The sequence below is a fragment of the Bacteroides nordii genome (genome assembly GCF_019930665.1).
Classification (GTDB): Bacteria; Bacteroidota; Bacteroidia; order Bacteroidales; family Bacteroidaceae; genus Bacteroides; species Bacteroides nordii.
Genome location: NZ_CP082886.1, coordinates 1086855 through 1105751, shown reverse-complemented (window position 1 = coordinate 1105751; position 18897 = coordinate 1086855). Strand labels below are relative to the sequence as shown.

Annotated in this window: 15 protein-coding genes and 3 pseudogenes; 10 read left to right on the top strand and 8 right to left on the bottom strand. The window is 38.5% G+C overall.

Annotated features, from left to right (window positions below; all coding sequences use genetic code 11):
- Positions 1–14: 14 nt before the first annotated feature.
- From K8P02_RS04195 to K8P02_RS04165, 7 genes are all read right to left on the bottom strand, one after another.
- Positions 15–1343: a TolC family protein gene (locus K8P02_RS04195; RefSeq protein ID WP_044166203.1), complete on the bottom strand. Its 1329-nt coding sequence runs from the start codon at positions 1341–1343 to the stop codon at positions 15–17.
- A 262-nt stretch (positions 1344–1605) separates the two neighbouring features.
- A complete protein-coding gene (locus tag K8P02_RS04190; protein WP_025868000.1) occupies positions 1606–2205 on the bottom strand; it encodes a nitroreductase family protein in 600 nt (199 codons plus the stop codon).
- 5 nt (positions 2206–2210) lie between these two features.
- The gene (gene metH, locus K8P02_RS04185; protein WP_025868001.1) at positions 2211–4970 is read right to left on the bottom strand and encodes a methionine synthase; all 2760 of its coding nucleotides are present in this window, start codon (positions 4968–4970) and stop codon (positions 2211–2213) included.
- Between the two features lie 65 nt (positions 4971–5035).
- Entirely contained in the window at positions 5036–5488 is a 453-nt protein-coding gene (smpB, locus tag K8P02_RS04180) for an SsrA-binding protein (RefSeq protein ID WP_002561821.1), read from the bottom strand.
- A gap of 7 nt (positions 5489–5495) precedes the next feature.
- Positions 5496–6041, bottom strand: coding sequence for a Yip1 family protein (locus tag K8P02_RS04175; protein WP_002561822.1), 546 nt, complete (start codon positions 6039–6041; stop codon positions 5496–5498).
- Between the two features lie 32 nt (positions 6042–6073).
- The gene (locus tag K8P02_RS04170; RefSeq protein ID WP_025868002.1) at positions 6074–6886 is read right to left on the bottom strand and encodes a hypothetical protein; all 813 of its coding nucleotides are present in this window, start codon (positions 6884–6886) and stop codon (positions 6074–6076) included.
- A gap of 81 nt (positions 6887–6967) precedes the next feature.
- Complete coding sequence (locus K8P02_RS04165; protein WP_025868003.1) at positions 6968–7468, bottom strand: DMP19 family protein; 501 nt, start codon at positions 7466–7468, stop codon at positions 6968–6970.
- A 336-nt stretch (positions 7469–7804) separates the two neighbouring features.
- On the opposite strand from K8P02_RS04165, the gene K8P02_RS04160 reads away from it, so the two are divergent.
- Together K8P02_RS04160 and K8P02_RS04155 are read left to right on the top strand one after the other, a co-directional pair.
- Complete coding sequence (locus K8P02_RS04160; protein WP_025868357.1) at positions 7805–9025, top strand: IS4 family transposase; 1221 nt, start codon at positions 7805–7807, stop codon at positions 9023–9025.
- A 273-nt stretch (positions 9026–9298) separates the two neighbouring features.
- Positions 9299–11029: a pectate lyase gene (locus K8P02_RS04155; protein ID WP_025866877.1), complete on the top strand. Its 1731-nt coding sequence runs from the start codon at positions 9299–9301 to the stop codon at positions 11027–11029.
- Between the two features lie 396 nt (positions 11030–11425).
- Here K8P02_RS04155 and K8P02_RS04150 read toward each other — a convergent pair whose 3' ends face one another.
- Complete coding sequence (locus tag K8P02_RS04150; RefSeq protein ID WP_007484827.1) at positions 11426–11830, bottom strand: HsmA family protein; 405 nt, start codon at positions 11828–11830, stop codon at positions 11426–11428.
- Between the two features lie 223 nt (positions 11831–12053).
- On the opposite strand from K8P02_RS04150, the gene K8P02_RS04145 reads away from it, so the two are divergent.
- The 8 genes and pseudogenes from K8P02_RS04145 (at position 12054) to K8P02_RS04105 (ending at position 18833) form a co-directional block, all read left to right on the top strand.
- Positions 12054–12755, top strand: a complete 702-nt coding sequence (locus K8P02_RS04145; RefSeq protein ID WP_002561828.1) for an iron-sulfur cluster assembly scaffold protein — start codon at positions 12054–12056, stop codon at positions 12753–12755.
- A gap of 20 nt (positions 12756–12775) precedes the next feature.
- Entirely contained in the window at positions 12776–13786 is a 1011-nt protein-coding gene (locus K8P02_RS04140) for a GGGtGRT protein (protein WP_002561829.1), read from the top strand.
- Positions 13787–14059: 273 nt separating this feature from the next.
- Positions 14060–14577: pseudogene (locus K8P02_RS04135) on the top strand (putative polyvalent protein kinase domain-containing protein); the annotation flags it as partial.
- Between the two features lie 274 nt (positions 14578–14851).
- On the top strand, positions 14852–15151 hold the full coding sequence (locus K8P02_RS04130) for a nucleotidyltransferase family protein (protein WP_007484824.1): 300 nt from the start codon (positions 14852–14854) through the stop codon (positions 15149–15151).
- Positions 15144–15482, top strand: a pseudogene (locus tag K8P02_RS21875) (HepT-like ribonuclease domain-containing protein). The gene K8P02_RS04130 and the pseudogene K8P02_RS21875 overlap by 8 nt, the downstream one beginning before the upstream one ends.
- A gap of 139 nt (positions 15483–15621) precedes the next feature.
- Positions 15622–15798 (top strand): annotated as a pseudogene (locus tag K8P02_RS04115) (GGGtGRT protein); the annotation flags it as partial.
- 165 nt (positions 15799–15963) lie between these two features.
- A complete protein-coding gene (locus tag K8P02_RS04110) occupies positions 15964–16659 on the top strand; it encodes a class I SAM-dependent methyltransferase (RefSeq protein WP_007484823.1) in 696 nt (231 codons plus the stop codon).
- Positions 16660–17084: 425 nt separating this feature from the next.
- Entirely contained in the window at positions 17085–18833 is a 1749-nt protein-coding gene (locus K8P02_RS04105) for a glycosyltransferase family 39 protein (protein WP_025866879.1), read from the top strand.
- Positions 18834–18897 lie beyond the last annotated feature (64 nt).

Genomic DNA, 18897 nt, shown 5'->3' with positions numbered 1-18897 from the left:
ATATTCTTGTTTGATTAATCATTTACCAAGGAATCTATCCGTCCGGTAAGCTTAAGTAACATTAAAGTAGTGATACGGTAATTATAATGTGCACTTATATAGTTATTTTGCGCTTCACTCATGCGCATCTCATCCTGCAATACTTCGGTCATCGAAGTAATCCCTTCCCGGTAACGATTCATAGTGACTGCATAAACATCCTCAGCCAATAGATAATTGTCCTTTTGTTTTTTGAAATTACGCTGATTGTTCATCAAATCATTTGTGGCATTCAAATATTGGACTTGCAGATTCTTTCGGGTATTTTCTTGTGCTATCTTCATATTTTCAATATCAATAGCTGCTTTACGACTTTTATAGCGTTTATCAAATCCGTCGAATATTGGTACACGCAAAGACAAACCCAAACCATACGAACGAAACCAATGATTGGAAGGTCCGGAATGGAACCAGTGATAAGCTTTGTCTGTGTAAGCCGAAAACATCCAACTGCCTGTAAGGTTCAGTGAGGGCATATAACCATAGCCGATCATCTTTTTCTGTTGCTCAGCCAGTTGCTTTTGAGATTGTAGCAACTGCAGTTCATAGAGGTTTTCTGACAAACCGGTCAGAGCAACCGGAATGATGTTGTCGGTATTGACAGGTGTCAATGCAATATTTTTCTCAGCCGGATAATCAATGATATATTTCAAAAGATTCAGTTGTTGTTCTAACATTGCCTGGGCGTTGTCATACTGTACTTTCAAGTTTTCTAAATTGATATTCACCCGTTTCACATCTACTTCCATAGCCATCCCGTTATCGTAAAATGCCTGTGTAATATCCTTTAACTCTTCAAGACGGATGATATTGGCTTTTACCAGTACAATTTGCTCTGCAGTAACTTGTCCCAAATAATACATTTTACAGATTTGCAAGATAAGGTCTTCCCTCGCCTTTTCGTAAGAAAGGCGATTCATCTCATCCATTGTCCTGGCAATAGATAAAGTAGTATAAAGAGTTTGATTATAGAGTGGCATTTGTAACTGCAATCCAGCATTGGCATTATACCGCAAAGTATGAGTTACATTGTAAGGGGTACCATATACAGAACCATCGGTTACAGATACAGGCGGATCAATGTTATCATTATAATTGGCGAAACCATTAATTTGTGGAAGTAGCTTAGCGCGGTTTTCAGAAATACCATATCTACCTTTCTGTATTTCATTGCGCTTACTCTGTAAAGACAGATTATTTTCTATACCCATTTCAAGACAGTTTTCAAGTGTCAGAGTATCTTGTGCACTTCCACTCGTAACCGATAGGTAGAAAAAAGAAAAAATGAATAGTAATCTTTTCATAATGCTCATACGATAAATAAGCACAAATTTAGTAGCTTATATCGTATAAATACTATCCATAAATCAAGTGTTTCTATTCATATTTTCCTTTTTTTATAGAAAAACAAAGCTAAATGGTCTTCATATTTACCCTTAATATTTATTTTCATCAGTCTGTTTTTCAAAATTAGTCCATACAACAAATAGTCTTACCTTTTTTTAAGACAGAAAACAATACAAAAAAACAGCTAACAACGAGAAATTACAACATTTTTTACAATATTTACTGATAATGTATTTTCTTTGCGTCATACTTTTGCTTCGGTTGCTGTTGAATAGCAGGATATCCGAAAGGTATGACACATAGTGGTAAAATGTTTTTGGGAAGAGCAGTATACTTGCGTACTACTTCCATACGATCCTCATAAGGATAAGCAGCAGTCCATACAGCACCTAATCCCAAACTTTCGGCAGCTAAAAGAATATTTTGCGCAGCAGCCGAACAATCCAAATACCAATAAGAAGATCGGGTAGAGTCACCACAGACAACAATAGCATAACGAGCTTCGGTAAGCATCTTAGCATAAGGCAAAGCTGCAGCCATAGAATCAAGGGAAGCACGTTTGGTTACAACAATAAACTCCCAAGGACGCAAATCTTTACCCGAAGGAGCAGCCATACCGGCACGAAGCATCAAGTCTATCTTTTCCTCTTCAACTCCTTTGTTCAAGTAAGTTCGCACACTCTTACGCGCAAAGATATTATCCAAAGCAGCGTTAGCAGAAACAGACTCTGTTTTTTGCGAAACAGAAGAGCAAGAAAAAACAGTAGTCAGTAGGACAACTGTCGATAACAACAAAAAACAAATCTTTCTTACGTCCATATCAATTAAAACAGATTCAGTTTATTCTTTTGTGCTTCTTCAAGCGATACTGTCTCACGACGCTTCATACCGCTTTTATCACGCAAATCCTTGTATTCTTTTGCCAATTCTGCCACCAGTTCCTCTTTTGCCTTTGGATTAAGCAACCGTGCTGCTACACCGGCATTTTGAGATGCATCCTTCAAATGCACTACCGGAGCATGATAAACAGGAGCTATTTTCAAAGCCGTATGCATCTTCGAAGTCGTAGCGCCACCAATCAACAAAGGAATATCCAAACCTGCTTTTTCCAATTCCATAGCTACATGAACCATCTCCTCCAAAGAAGGAGTAATCAGTCCGCTCAGACCGATCATATCCACTTTCTCTTCAATAGCATACTGTACAATGGTTTCGGCAGGTACCATTACCCCTAAATCTACAATATCATAACCGTTACAAGCCATCACTACAGATACAATATTCTTACCGATATCATGCACATCTCCTTTGACAGTAGCGAGCAGCACCTTACCGGCTGTAGAAGCACCTTCCTGTTTCTCCGATTCAATAATCGGTTGTAAAATAGCCACTGCCTTTTTCATGGTACGTGCAGTTTTCACAACTTGGGGTAAAAACATTTTCCCCGCTCCAAACAGTTCGCCTACATGATTCATACCCTCCATCAATGGTCCCTCAATCACATCCACCGCCTTATCATACAGTGGCAATGCTTCCGCCAGATCTTCTTCCAGAAAGTCACCAATACCCTTCACTAATGCGTACTGCAAACGTTCCTGCACAGTACCCTCTCTCCAGGCTAAATGAGTTGAAACCTGAGAATTGGGAGTTGGAAGTTCGCCATTCTTTTCGGCTTTCAACGCTTCGGCAAGTTCGATCAGACGTTCGGCAGCATCAGGACGACGATTCAGAACAACATCCTCTATCTTTTCGAGCACATCGGCCGGAATATCCGTATAGAGCACGGAAGTAGCCGGATTGACAATTCCCATATCCATCCCTTGCTGAATAGCATGATAAAGAAAGACAGCATGCATTGCTTCCCGGATGTAGTTGTTTCCGCGGAAAGAGAATGAAAGATTACTAATACCACCACTCACATGTGCACCGGGAAGATTTTTACGAATCCAGCCGGTTGCATTGATAAAGTCGACAGCGTAATTATTGTGCTCTTCGATACCCGTAGCTACAGCAAGAACATTCGGGTCAAAAATAATATCATGCGGATTGAATCCTATCTTATCAACCAACAAACGGTAAGCCCGCTCACAGACTTCTATTTTACGGGCAGCAGTATCTGCCTGTCCTTTTTCGTCGAAAGCCATTACCACAGTAGCAGCACCATATTGTTTAATAATGCGGGCATGCTCTAAGAACTTCTCTTCTCCTTCTTTTAAAGAGATAGAATTCACTACCGATTTACCTTGCAGGCATTTCAGTCCGGCTTCAATGACCTCCCACTTAGAAGAGTCAATCATTACAGGCACACGAGCTATATCAGGCTCCGAAGCTATCAGATTGAGGAAAGTTGTCATCTCCTGACGTGCATCCAACAACCCATCATCCATATTTACGTCAATGATCAACGCACCATCTTCTACTTGCTGACGGGCTATGGAAAGTGCTTCATCATATTTCTTCTCATTAATAAGCCGCAAGAACTTACGCGAACCGGCTACATTGCAACGCTCACCGATATTTACGAAATTGATTTCGGGTTTCACCTCCAGCAATTCCAACCCCGAAAGCCAGAGACAATCAGGCTCAGGAACAGGTACATGGGGCTTTGCTCCTTCTATCAGGGCCGGATATTCTGCAATATAAGCGTCAGTAGTACCACAACAGCCACCAATGATATTTATTAATCCTTCATGGATGTATTCTTTTACTTCATGAGCCATATCGGCCGGGGTCTGATCATATTTACCCAGACTATTAGGAAGTCCGGCATTCGGATAAGCACTGATGTAATAAGGTGCACGGTTGGCAAGCTGCTCAAGAAATGGCTTTAATTGTTTGGCACCAAACGAGCAATTCAATCCCACCGAAAGTATATTAGCATGTTGCACAGAAGCCAGGAAAGCATCCAATGTCTGCCCCGAAAGTGTACGTCCACCCGTATCAGAAACAGTAACAGATAGCATAATGGGGACTTCAATACCTGTCTTTTTCATTGCCTGTTCTGCTGCATAGATAGCTGCCTTGGCATTCAGCGTATCAAAGATAGTTTCAATCAGAATGGCATCCACTCCTCCTTCGAGCATAGCTTCCATTTGCTGCTGATAAGCGGTAGCCAATCCATCATAGCTTAATGCACGAAAGGCCGGATTATTCACATCAGGACTCATAGAGCAGGTCTTATTGGTAGGCCCTACCGAACCTGCCACAAAACGAGGCTTTTGCGGATTCTTTGCTGTATATTCATCCGCCACTTCACGTGCCAGTTTCACAGCAGCAAGGTTGATCTCACGTACATACTCTTCTACGTGATAATCGGCCATAGAAACCGTAGTCGAACTAAAGGTATTGGTTTCGATGATATCGGCACCTGCTTCCAGGTATTTACGGTGAATATCCTGAATTACATCCGGACGGGTCAGACACAACAAATCATTGTTCCCTTTCAGTTGTCCGGGAATGTGTGCAAAACGTTCGCCACGGAAATCTTCTTCCTTTAAGTTGTATTGCTGAATCATAGTTCCCATCGCCCCATCCAATATAAGGATGCGTTGGGATATTAATTGTGGAATAGTTGCTTTCGCCATCTCTTTTTATACCTCTATAACCTTTATAGCCCTATTATAACCCTATAATTTTATAACCTTATACCCTATCTCTTAAACATCCGGTCCATATCACGACGATCATCTTTTTCCTTCAAAGACTCGCGCTTGTCATATTGCTTTTTACCTTTAGCCAAAGCCACAACAACTTTAGCTAATCCTTTTTCGTTGACAAACATACGAACGGGCACAATGGTAAATCCTGTTTCCTTCGTTCCCCGTTCCAGTTTCTTCAACTCCTTCTTATTGAGTAACAGCTTCCTGTCTCTACGGGCTGCATGATTATTGTACGAGCCATAAAAATATTCGGCAATGTGCATATTCTTCACCCACAACTCACCTTTTGCAAAGTAACAAAACGTATCTACCAGACTTGCCTTTCCCAGGCGAATAGACTTTATCTCCGTTCCGGTGAGCACAATACCCGCAGTATAAGTATCCAGTAACTCATAGTCAAATGTAGCACGTTTATTCTTTATATTTACAGGAGCCAGTTTCATTATTTTCTTAATTTAATATTGCTGTTAGTTTATTGAACACAAATTGAATCACTGCCGGACATAGTATTAACAACAAAGACGACAAAATGGTGAATCGTAATCGGTTCTTTTCTTCAACCTGCATCACAATCGGCGCACCTTCCCATACCACATAAACGATATAGAACTGCAACAACCAGCCGATGATGCTAAAATCAGGCAACAGCCCGGTAATTATTTTCAGCAGGAAACTGACAACCAGTGCGTATCCTGCAAACTGCTGAGTCAGAGGGATATCATCTGACATTCCAAACATCTGTACCCTCAGTTGGTTGATGGCATAAGCCGCCAAAAAGTAGCCACCGAACAAAGCTACAGCCACAGCGCAGCATTGCGTCATGGCTATCTGAAAACTTTGCGGGCCTCCCCATCCATTGGCCAATAAAGAACCAATAAAGACAGCAAGACCGCATAAACCAATCATAGGATAGACAAAAGCCACAAAGACTTTTCGCCTATCCTCTTCCAAACGAATTTCCTCCCAGGCCTTGGCCGGAGAGGAAATTAATGACATTGCTATTTTAAATAACTCTTTGTAATCCAAATTTATTCTTTAGCCTTAATTTGTACTTCGTATGTTTTAGATGACGTATTATTTTTATCTTCCAGGTCTATATTAGTATTATTCACCTGTGTTTCAATAATAATTTTTGTATCTGTATTAATAGGCACATTAAGTTTTCTCAGATTGAATGCCTTATAGAATACAAATGGATATTGCCCTGATAAATTTACGCTTGTATAATTGGTAGAAGTATCCTTTCCGTTATTATGACGTAAATACAATTTTATGGTATTCTCTTCAGCAGGTTCATTAGGATAATAAACAAGCGTAAAATAATGAGATAATATACCATCTATTCCCATAAAATAATCAATCTGAAGCAGTAACGTACTTTCGTCAAACATCACAGGTTCGTATTTATAAGAAGAACCAATTGTTCCATCCAAACTTCTGATAGGAGCCTTTGCTATCGAATCATTAGAAGCCCCTTTTTCTGATACAGATTCTACAGTGGCATCCAATCCAAATGCATACACCAACTGCAAATTCTGCAAAGACTCTGTATTTTCTGTAACCGTCTGTGTAGCGGAATCATACTGGTATATAATATAAGCCATGTCGCCCGAACTCGGATCAAAGCCATAGGTACTTTTCATTGTAGCCAGAGAAGTTGCTGACGCATAATACTTAAATCCATTAGCATCTTCAAAATAAATACTTCCAAGCCCCCCAGTCTTTACTTTAACAAAAGCATCCCGTCTCACTGTAGTATCATTCTCTCCATTCATACATGAAGTAAAACCAACGCCCATCAATACAACCAGGGCTAACATCAAAATTTTCACTTGTTTCATAAATCTATTATTAGAGTTTGCAAAGATATAAATTCCAATTCACAATAGGTAAATGCAGATACTTAAAAAATACTGCACCAACTACTTTATTATTTTTGCAAATAACTCCAAATGATCATCCAAATACCCTGCTACTGTCGCAGTTACCTGTTCTTCCATTTCAAAATATTCTTCTTCAAGTTCGTCAAAAGCTTCATACTGCTCATACATTGCCATGAATTCATCCTCGGTTCGCTCTTTTTCAAGATCAGCACGGTGAGCATCATATACCTTTTTCGCCCGGTAAATCAATTTGGAAAATTCTTCAGCCCCCCACAGACGCATCACTTTGGCAAAAGGATTATCAAAAATATATCCCCCATAACCATTCTGTATCAATTGACAAAAACCTCCCGTCATAATCTCATCACGAAAAATCTGATAGGCCAACAGCGAATGTTGTTCACCTGTAAGCAAAGCCATCGTTTCGGCAGTCAGCTCACCCCCTATCACTTCTTTATATTTATCAGTAAATACCTGGATAAACTCATCCATCCCTTCACCCGCAGCTTTTTGCAGAGCAGCATCTGTTACTTCTATCATAAATGTGTTCCTGTTTATATAATGTTGCAAAGTTACGAACTTTATCAATGAAATACCTTTTTTTGTCCATAAATTTTATATTCACATTATTATAAACGCGCGCAGGCGTATTTTCTTCTTTTTTTAAAAGAAAAATCCCCGTGTAATTAATAGAGGGTAGGGTACCCTACCAGGAGTGGTCGGAAGATTTTTCTTTCGACCCTTTTCGTATTTTAATGTGTACATATTTTGATATCTGCATCTGCATTTTTTTGGTTATTATTTTGATATTCAGGTGATTGTATTTGTTTTTGTTATTTATTTTGCTTATCTTTAATCATTGATAATCAAAATATTATGGCAATTTTTAAAGATCACAAAGTAAGGGTTAACGACCTATTGGGAGTGATTCCCGAAAGCCTGATTTCACACCTGTCAACCACAACACCCATCGATTACTACACCAAAGTTCTCCACGGTAAAAAGGTGTTCTATCTGCTATTGTACGGTATTCTGGAAAATGATCGCCTTAGTCAGCGAACGCTTGAAGATACTTTTAACGATTCTGTATTCAAGATTTTGTTCGGGTTGGACGAAGATGAAAAAGTACGCCGGAGTTCTCTCTCTGAGAGGTTGTCGAAGATATCACCGGATTACTTCCGTCAGATTTACGATTGTGTCTATGACCAGTTCTCGGAGTGCTATTCCGATACAGAGATAGCACAATACAACCTTATCCGGGTTGACAGTTCCATTGTTTCAGACACATCCGGCAGGATGGCAGAGGGGTTGGGCAACTGTGGCGGAAAGGCTGTAAAGTATAGTATAGCTTTCGATGGTATGTTACCTTGTGAAGTAAACCTGTTTACAGATCCAGTATTTTCGAGCGAGGATATTTCCCTGCCCCAAATAGTAACCAGTCACGTTAAGCAGCAGTCCGGACATCGCAACGTATATGTATTGGATAGAGGTTTTCAGTCAACCAGAACGATGAAAGAGTTTTGCGATCAGAGAACTACTTTTATTGCTCGAAGTAAAGAAAACCGTAAGTATGTAGAACTGGAGCCGATACCGTTTTCTAACAGCGACTTAGCCACTTTGGAACTTATTCGCGACAGTAAGGTGTATCTGTACACAGGCCAGCCTGTTATCAATAAGCGCGGTAATAAACATTACCGGCAGGTATTGGTCAAAGAACCTTTAAGACTTATTGTTGCCCGAAGCAAAACTGATCCAGCGATGGAGTATTGGTTTATTACCAATGACTTTGAACTCACGGCAAAGGAAATTACCGATGCCTACCGTAAACGATGGGATATTGAAGTCTTTTTTCGCTTCATCAAGCAGGAATTAAACGCAAGCCATCTTATATCACTGAATAAGAATGGAATAGAGGTGATGCTTTACATGACTTTGATTGTAGCCATGCTCGTGTTGATATACAAAAAAGCCAACAAGATAGGTTATAAAACCGCTAAACGGCGATTTGCTATGGAAGTTCGCGATCTGGCAATAGCCATGATTGTCCTGCAATGCGGGGGAGACCCAAACTTATTTTTCAAGATAAAGAAAGAGTGACCGGAATTTCTTCCGACCACTCCTGGGTACCCTACCCTCTATTAATTACACGGGGATTTTATTATAAGAATATTCAAGTTATCGGTAATAGGATGCAGATGTAATGGCGCACATCAATATATGTAATGCTCTGCCACATATATTGTTACGGAGCATTACATATATTGGCTTTTTGCTTACAAAAGCCAAAACTTACACATAGAAGAATAATATATCCACATACAAAAAAGAAATAATGCCGATTTTTGCAGAAAACAAAAGTATTAATCAGTTATGAAACGAATCATTACTCTATTTTCCATATTAGTTATGGCAGTGGTAGCCAGCTGTGGACTCCATGCACAAAACACACCTGCTTTCCCAGGAGCAGAAGGATTTGCCCGGTATACCACCACAGGTGGACGAGGAGGAACAGTTTATCGCGTTACCAACCTGAACGATAGCGGAGCAGGATCACTCCGGGAAGGACTTAAAAGTAGCAACCGTATTATTGTTTTTGATGTATCAGGAACTATCGCTCTGGAAAGTACGCTCGAAATAAAAAATAACAATATAACCATTGCCGGACAAACAGCTCCAGGAGATGGTATTTGTATCAAGAACTATTCCGTAGTAATAAAAGCCAGCAATGTAATCATCCGCTTCATTCGTTGCCGGATGGGCGATGAGAAAAAAACAGAAGATGATGCGATGTGGGGACGCAATCAGAGTAATGTAATCATAGACCATTGTACTATGAGCTGGAGCACCGACGAATGTTCTTCTTTCTACGGAAACAAAAATTTCACCATGCAATGGTGTATTTTAAGCGAGAGCCTCACTAATTCGGTACACGGTAAGGGTTCACATGGATACGGTGGCATTTGGGGTGGTGAAGGTGCTACCTTCCATCACAACCTGCTGGCGCACCATAAGAGTCGCACACCCCGGCTTTGCGGTAGCCGCTATACAGGAAGACCGGATGATGAAATAGTAGATTTGCGTAATAACGTGTTCTATAACTGGGGACCGACCAATGGTGGATATGCCGGAGAAGGAGGTAACTATAATTTCATCAATAACTACTATAAGCCGGGGCCTTCAACAGCAACTAAAGACAATATTACTTACCGCATCTTTTCACCGAATGCCGACGACGGGACACAAACCAATGCGCCCGGTGTATGGGGAGTATTCTATGTATCAGGAAACTATTTCGATGATAGCTGTTCTAAGCTAAGCAGTAAATCAAAAACAAATATTGCCAAGACAAATGCAGACAATTGGGTAGGCATTCACCCGAACACCAATAATGGTGCATTGCCCGAAGGAAACATCGAAAATATCAAAAGTCCCGTAGAGTTTAAAACAGCTTCTACTACTACCCATACTGCAATCGCAGCCTATGAAAAAGTACTGGACTACGTAGGGGCAAGCCTGAAACGTGATGTAATAGATGCTCGTGTTATCTCTGATGTCAGAAATGGAAATTATACTTTCGAAGGTTCTAATGGGAGCAGTAACGGACTCATTGATTCACAAACTAATAGTGAAGGTTACATCACATATCATTCGACAGCTAAGCCTGCAGACAGTAACAATGACGGAATTCCCGATGATTGGGCAGCGAAATATCTTCCACAAGGAAAGACCTACAAAGATATTGATCCTGAAACCGGATACTGTTATCTGGAACTATATATCAACAGCTTGGTAGACGAACTCATGAAAGCCGGATATGAAAATGCCGAATCGTCGCCAAGCAAAGATGACTTCGGGTTAAAAGGAACACCAACAGGGATAGAAAAAACGACAGGCCTCCCCGGCCTGTCTCTCCATAAAGAAGGCAATAAGATTGTAATTTCAGGATTAGAAGGAAAAAGTATCATCGAGATTTATGATCTGATGGGACGGTTTCAAAGTTCACAGACAAGTAACAGCACACTACAAGAGTTCACTCTCCTTCAGCCTGCTATTATCAGAGTAACTGATAGCAGGCAAACAAAAAGTTTTAAAGTCCTTTAATGAGGGACTAAGGGATTTACGATTGGACGATTTACTATTTACGATTGAAATTACTTTATTTGTAATTAAGAGTAACTCTTCAATCGTAAATAGTAAATCGTCCAATCGTAAATCCTTTAACACTATTAACACAAGAATCCCACATTCCTATCTTTATCAGACAAGAATACGTGCTTTTATATCCTAAAAATACGATAGTTTATATACATAAAGTACGCATTTAACATCCTATTAAATACGTACTTTTACACTCAAAGAATAGTATAGTTTGTAAACTAAGAATCAATGTGTTACACAGAAACGAACGATAGTCCATCGTTCTTCTTTATTCCGTTCGACAGCAGATAATTACTTTTTTGACAACTATCCGTCATCCGAAAAAGAATACATTTTAGCTTAATGATGTAGCGACATACCTAAGTACATTCCAATAAAGTAAGGAATCAACCAGATACACCATACAAAAATGCTGAACCTGTTGAAATGAGCCTTCGCCGCAGCAGATCCCTTCGTATAAGTCCAGATAGCCCACATAGCGTGTACCAGCATCAATAGAATGGCAATAATACCTGTCACGGTATGTATCTCATCATGCAAATGAGTCATATGAGCAATACTCTTCATCAATCCCGTTCCTACGGTATCTGCTACCAGTCCGAAAAGAAAAAATAGTATGTGCCAGAATTTAAGTTTCCCCTGCACATGTTCTCCCCACACTCCTATCGTGTAGAAAACCAAAGCAGCTGTTATAACAGAAATGGCTGCTATTAAATAGTGTGTATCTATCTGATTAAGTTCCATAATTACATTTTTCAAAAAACAACAAACTCTTGGAGGAATAGTTCAGATATTAAAATGTAATCTCCACATTACAATATACGAACCCCGTCTCTTCTATTTCATTCTTTTCATAAAAAAGTAATAAAAGCCGATTTGCAAAAACCAATAAAACGAGTACCTTTGCGTGCGATTTGAGAATCGTGACTACGTATTTTTAATTATATCACTTAAAAAAGAGCTAATTATGACTTATTCACACGAAGTGGAACACATGTGTGTTGTAAAGAAGGGTCCTAACCACGGACCGGCTCCCATACCCGAAGAAGGAAAATGGGTAAAATCAAAAGAAATTGTTGATATTTCAGGTCTGACACACGGTGTAGGTTGGTGTGCTCCTCAGCAGGGTGCTTGTAAACTTACTCTGAACGTAAAAGAAGGTGTAATCCAGGAAGCTCTGGTTGAAACTATCGGATGTTCGGGTATGACTCACTCAGCTGCTATGGCTGCTGAAATTCTTCCGGGAAAAACGATCCTCGAAGCATTGAATACCGACCTTGTTTGCGACGCAATCAATACTGCTATGCGCGAACTTTTCTTACAGATTGTTTACGGACGTACTCAGTCAGCTTTCTCAGAAGGTGGTCTGATCATCGGTGCCGGTCTGGAAGATTTAGGTAAAGGTCTTCGTAGCCAGGTAGGTACTTTGTATGGTACATTGGCTAAAGGTCCTCGTTACCTTGAAATGGCTGAAGGTTATATCAAGAATATTTTCTTGGATAAGAACGATGAAATCTGCGGATATGAATTCGTACACATGGGTAAGTTCATGGACGAAATCAAAAAAGGAACCGATGCTAACGAAGCTTTGAAAAAAGTAACCGGTACATACGGACGCGTAACAGCAGAACAGGGAGCAGTTAAACACATTGATCCACGTCACGAATAATATAAGGAGGAAAAGAAACTATGATTAGAGAAGTAAAATTTGAAAGTCAAGACCGTCGTATCAAAGGTATCATTGAAGCCTTGAACGCTAACGGCATCAAAGACATCGAGGAAGCTAACGCAATCTGCGAAGCTGCCGGACTTGATCCTTATAAAACGTGTGAAGAAACTCAGCCGATCTGTTTTGAGAATGCAAAGTGGGCTTACGTAGTAGGTGTTGCTATCGCTCTCAAAAAAGGTTGCAAAAATGCTGCTGATGCTGCCGAAGCTATCGGTATCGGTTTGCAGGCATTCTGTATCCCGGGTTCAGTAGCCGACGATCGTAAGGTTGGTATCGGTCATGGTAACCTGGCTGCTATGTTGTTGCGCGAAGAAACTAAATGTTTCGCATTCCTGGCAGGTCACGAATCATTCGCTGCTGCCGAAGGTGCAATCAAAATTGCTGCAAAAGCTGACAAAGTACGTAAAGAACCATTGCGCTGTATCCTGAACGGTCTTGGAAAAGACGCTGCTCAGATCATCTCTCGTATCAATGGCTTTACTTATGTTCAGACTCAGTTTGATTACTATACAAGCGAATTGAAAGTAGTTCGCGAAATCGCTTACTCTGATGGCGAACGTGCAAAAGTAAAATGCTACGGTGCTGATGATGTTCGCGAAGGTGTAGCTATCATGTGGAAAGAAGGCGTAGACGTATCTATCACAGGTAACTCTACTAACCCTACTCGTTTCCAACACCCAGTTGCAGGTACATACAAAAAAGAACGCACACTGGCAGGTAAGCCTTACTTCTCAGTAGCTTCAGGTGGTGGTACAGGTCGTACACTTCACCCGGATAATATGGCTGCCGGTCCTGCTTCTTATGGTATGACAGATACGATGGGTCGTATGCACTCTGACGCTCAGTTCGCTGGTTCTTCATCAGTTCCTGCTCACGTAGAAATGATGGGATTCCTGGGAATTGGTAACAACCCGATGGTAGGTTGTACAGTGGCTTGTGCGGTTGATGTAGCTCAGGCTTTGAGCAAGTAATTTTAGTTACTTTATATAGATAATCTCCTGTAATCATGATGATTGCAGGAGATTTTTATTTATGGTAAATTGAAGTGGATCGCAGTTAAAGACTGGACTACATAAAATTCTACATTCCTATAAGATTAACCACTTATAAGTCCATATGTAGAAATGCTGCAATCCCGTTCAACTTATCACTTGCAAAGTTGTTCAATAAGCATAAATTGATTACATTTGCATAAACTCATAATCATAACAAATTATGGAATACATTAATGAATTTCACAAGCAATGGATAGAGCGTACTCGCCAATCAATAGCATCTTGGAGCAAGCAGCCAGCATCATTAGAAGAAGCAAAGAAGCAGCAGGAACGCTTAAACCAACAGAGAGCTATAAGAAAGGGCAAATCGAAGAGCTAATTTCATTCGCCAATTCAAATGATTTATGGATAGACTTCAATCACATTCCTACCATCTATTTAGATAAAGGAGGTGAGAATGAAGTTTTTTACGATGGTGCAGCAACCATATATAAGCTAAATAACTTTGAATATGCAGGCGATGATTTAAATAATTTCTTTATTCGCATCTCTGCACATAACAAGTTCTTTAGCAATGTCTTTATCAGATGACAGGCTTTGCCTATAACAGCCAGCAAGAGTTTTGTGCTGTTCTAATCCAACCTCATATACAAGCAGAGCGTGAAGCTACAGAAGATGAAATCGTAGAATATATGACCGCACTTGGCTTTGAAATGGATTACATAGACGAATTCCATAACGAAGAATACGAAGTGTTTGATGCCTTAAAACGATAAAGCAAAAGAAACAGAATATTGACAGGTACAATTCCGCATAAAAATAGCTTTATATACCCACTGTGAACTTTAGCACCGCTATAAGATATCAGAATAGAAATACTGTTTATGTTTGAATATTGAACCATCAGAAAACTAGACTATACCAGTATATACAATATCATTAAATAGATAAAAAAGTGATTGAAACAAGTTCAACTTATCTTCAATTATTATTGTTAATACAAACAGAAACACTATCTTTGCTATATTAAGAACAGAACTTATGAAACTGATAGAGAATAATATTCAGAAGATTATAGACCTATGCAAAAAGCATAAGGTTCATAAACTATTTGTGTTTGGTTCTATCCTTACCAACCACTTTAATGATAAAAGTGATGTTGATTTAGTTGTGGATTTCAATAAAAAAGAAGTAGAAGATTACTTTGATAACTACTTTGACTTTAAATATTCTCTGGAAGAATTATTGGGCAGAGAAATTGACTTATTGGAAGAACAGACCATCAAGAATCCATATCTGAAAAAGAATGTGGATGCCACTAAAACTTTAATATATGGATGATTTAACCAAGAAACACCTACAAGATATTTTGACTGCTATTGAAGAAGTAGAAAGTTTCTTTGGCAATACTCCTAAAATTTATGATGACTTCTATAGTAACCTATATCTTAGGCGAGCCATCGAAAAGAAACATAGAGATTATTGGCGAAGCTATGAATAAATACTAAAAGTTGATAAAGAGATAGCCATAACTAATTCGCACCAAATTGTTGATGCCAGAAACTATATCATACATGGTTATGACAGCCTATCAGTAGATATATTTTGGAGTATGGTTATTAATCATTTACCAAAACTAAGAAATGAAGTAATAGCATTACTAAATATATAAGGTTTGTGACTTATTCACGACCATTTATTCAAAACAGAGAGATTTATAATCTGGAGCGTTCTTTAAAATATTTCAATATTTATCTGTAAAACAATTATTTACGATTGATTTGATTAAATTACAGGGATGCTGTGTCGCTGCTTCTTATGGTATGACAGATACAATGGGGCATACGTACTCAGACGCTCAGTTCGCTAGTTCATCCTCAGTTCCTGCTCACGTAGAAATGATGGAATTCTTGGGTATTGATAACAATCCGATGGTAGGTTATACTATGGCTTGTGCGGTTGACATAGCTCAGGCTTTGAACAAGTAATTATCTGATATACAGATCATATATGATATTCTTCTATTTTGAACATCATAGTTAGTGTATAACTTCGTCCGTTATAACTTTTATTATTTGAATTGATAAAATTACACTATAATATCAATAATTAGTTATCTTTGCCTATCTATTAATATATCCTCGGACACAATCATGATAAAAAGAATTTTAAAAGAAAGTATTAAGACCATCACCACCCCATTGCAGATGTTACGTTGTCATATAGCAGCCAAAAGGTATCTCAAACATCATTCCATTCATTGTCTGAACCTTGGATGTGGAGAAAATATAAATAGAGAATGGTTCAATACAGATATAACTTTTGCAATATATGGAAAGCATTATTATATGAATGCAACCAAACGATATCCCTTCCCTGACAAAAGCATAGATTATATTTTCTCAGAACATATGTTTGAGCATTTAAAATTAACTGAAGCAGTGAAAATGTTAAAAGAATGCAGAAGGGTATTAAAAAAAAATGGAGTATTACGGATTACTCTTCCATGTTTTGAATTTCTACAAGACCTCTACCAACATCCGGAAGAATATACCGATTATATTCACAAAGCGACCGATAGTTCTATTCCCGAAGTGAACGAAATTTTACCAGGAGTATACCCTCCGATATTGGTTATTAATAATTTCTACCGTGACTGGGGACATCAGGTGATTTATGATTATAAAACACTTGAAATGTTATTACATAAATACGGTTTTACTAACATAAAGCGTTGTCAACTTTACGAAAGCGAACATCGTTTCTTGACCAATATGGAGAAACACGACCAAGCGACCTATAAAAATCTTTCAAAAATAGAATCGACTGTCATTGAAGCTTCCTGTTAATCAGACCAATCAATTTACTGATGTAGACTGCATAAAAAAACAAAAACAACAAATACTTTTTTATGTGAAGGTTATTAAAGCTAGTTTTATAATCAGCATTCAAAGAAGCATTTCTTACCAAAGGAACTAAAAATAAATAAGGATATTCTCAAAATAAAAAAATATAAGGTATAATGATACGTTCACCTTTCTGATTGTGTTTAAAAGATTTTTCAAACTTTAGTTCACGTATATCATGCTCGTTATTTCTCTTTCCTAACAATACATAGCCACATTAACAATACAATGATAATCTACCCTCCATAGTGTTGCTATGTTAACAACAATGACTATATTTGCATATAATTCTTATTAAAGAAGTATAATATTTAATCTGATTTCTCATTTATCAGGGATATACAAGATATACAATAAACTTCTCTCTAATGAAAACACTTTCTCAACTATATCATCTTATTGAGAACAATCCGGGAAAAGCTTTCGGAATTACTTGTCTTTTTCTTATCGCCTATCAATTGATATCTGTCTTTTTGGGGTTCGAATTATGCGATTCAGGATTCTATATGACTTTCTACGATCATATTTTCAAAGCCCCCGAAAGTGTGGAATACAACTTTATGTATTATCTAAGCGGAGTTGTGGGAGGTACTTTCATTACTTTATTTCCCGATGCAGGAATATTCGATATACGTTTGTTGGGAGTAGTAAACAATATGATTACCGTTTATCTGGTATATAGACTGCTCCGCAGACATATCCATGTATTGGCTATAATCATTGGAGTTTTACTGGTTATTATTTCTTATGTAGGTCTACCTATGGCTTTCTACAATGATCTGATGACATGCCTTCTATATGTACTTGCTGTGTTTTATTTATTCAAAGGGTTAAGAAGCAATAATAATCTATGGTTCATTATCAGTGGAATTATAGTTGCATTAAACACTTTTACCCGTATTCCGAATGTACTCGATTATGGCATTATTCTACTTATAATTCTACATAAACTTTATTATAAAGAGAGCGCTCGTCGTTGTGCCGGCAGATGCCTGATCTTTACACTTTCGTTCATCACAGGAATTATAGGTGTTATTTTACTAATGAAAATTTTAGGGCATTATGAATATTTCATTCATAATTTGCACGAACTGACCTCTGCTGCAGGAGACGATAGCGGAACAAGTTCCCATACCCTGACCAATATGATATTCGCTCAGGTAAGAATCTACTACCTGATTTTCAAGTTCGGAGCGAAAATACTTTTACTTTATGCTGTTCTGCTATTATCTCTTAAATATGTAAGAAATGTTCTGTTACAATTACCCATCCGAATCATTGCTTTTACAGTACTGGGTATTCTTTTCTATAAAGAAAATGCCGTAATTATCCTCTGTGCTTTCAGCCTGATAGGGTTAGCAGGAAATATTTTTTTGAATAATGACAAAGCAATCAAGATGTTATCATGGGCAGGACTTTCTATGATCCTGATCATACCACTTGGCAGTGATGGGGGCATGTACAATAACGGTAGTATTATCTATTGGTTAGGATTACCTATGGCCATCTCGTTTTACTTTTCCATAAAAAACAAAATTCTTCCGCCCGCTTTATCTGTACAAACGGTAAGAAAAATGTTATTGCTAACCTTGGGTATATACATTCTAATATGTGGAGTCAAAACGATAACAGAAGGAGTATACTTTGACGGAGGACTACTTTTCGAGAAGCGGTTCTCTATCCGGAACGAAAGAACGAAACATGTTTATACTTCTCATGAAAGAGCCGGGATAATAAATGACTTGTTAGCAGGAATAAAGCCATATATTAAAGAAGATGACTGCCTGTTTGCTTACGGCAGTATACCCGCCATTAATTATATGACACGAACCAAGCCCTTCATCGGATGTTCCTGGCCGGAATTACTAAGTGCACCGCTACTAAAACAGAAATTAAACAATTACAAAGGTCCACTTCCAGCTATATTAAGACAAAAATTTGATAGCATAGGAAAAGAGTTCGGAGCACCGGATGAGAACTATCTGATTGATTGCGGAGTGGAAGCAGGTACTTTTAAAAGTAATAAAAAGAGCCAGGTGGTAAATGAATTTATAGAAAAGAATAATTATAAGATAGTTTTTGAAAATCAATATTTTATTTTATTCTTGCCGCAATAAAGAAAAATCCTTCAGTTATTTATCAGTTTTGAGTGCTTCCCGCACGGGGAGGTACGCCAAGCGA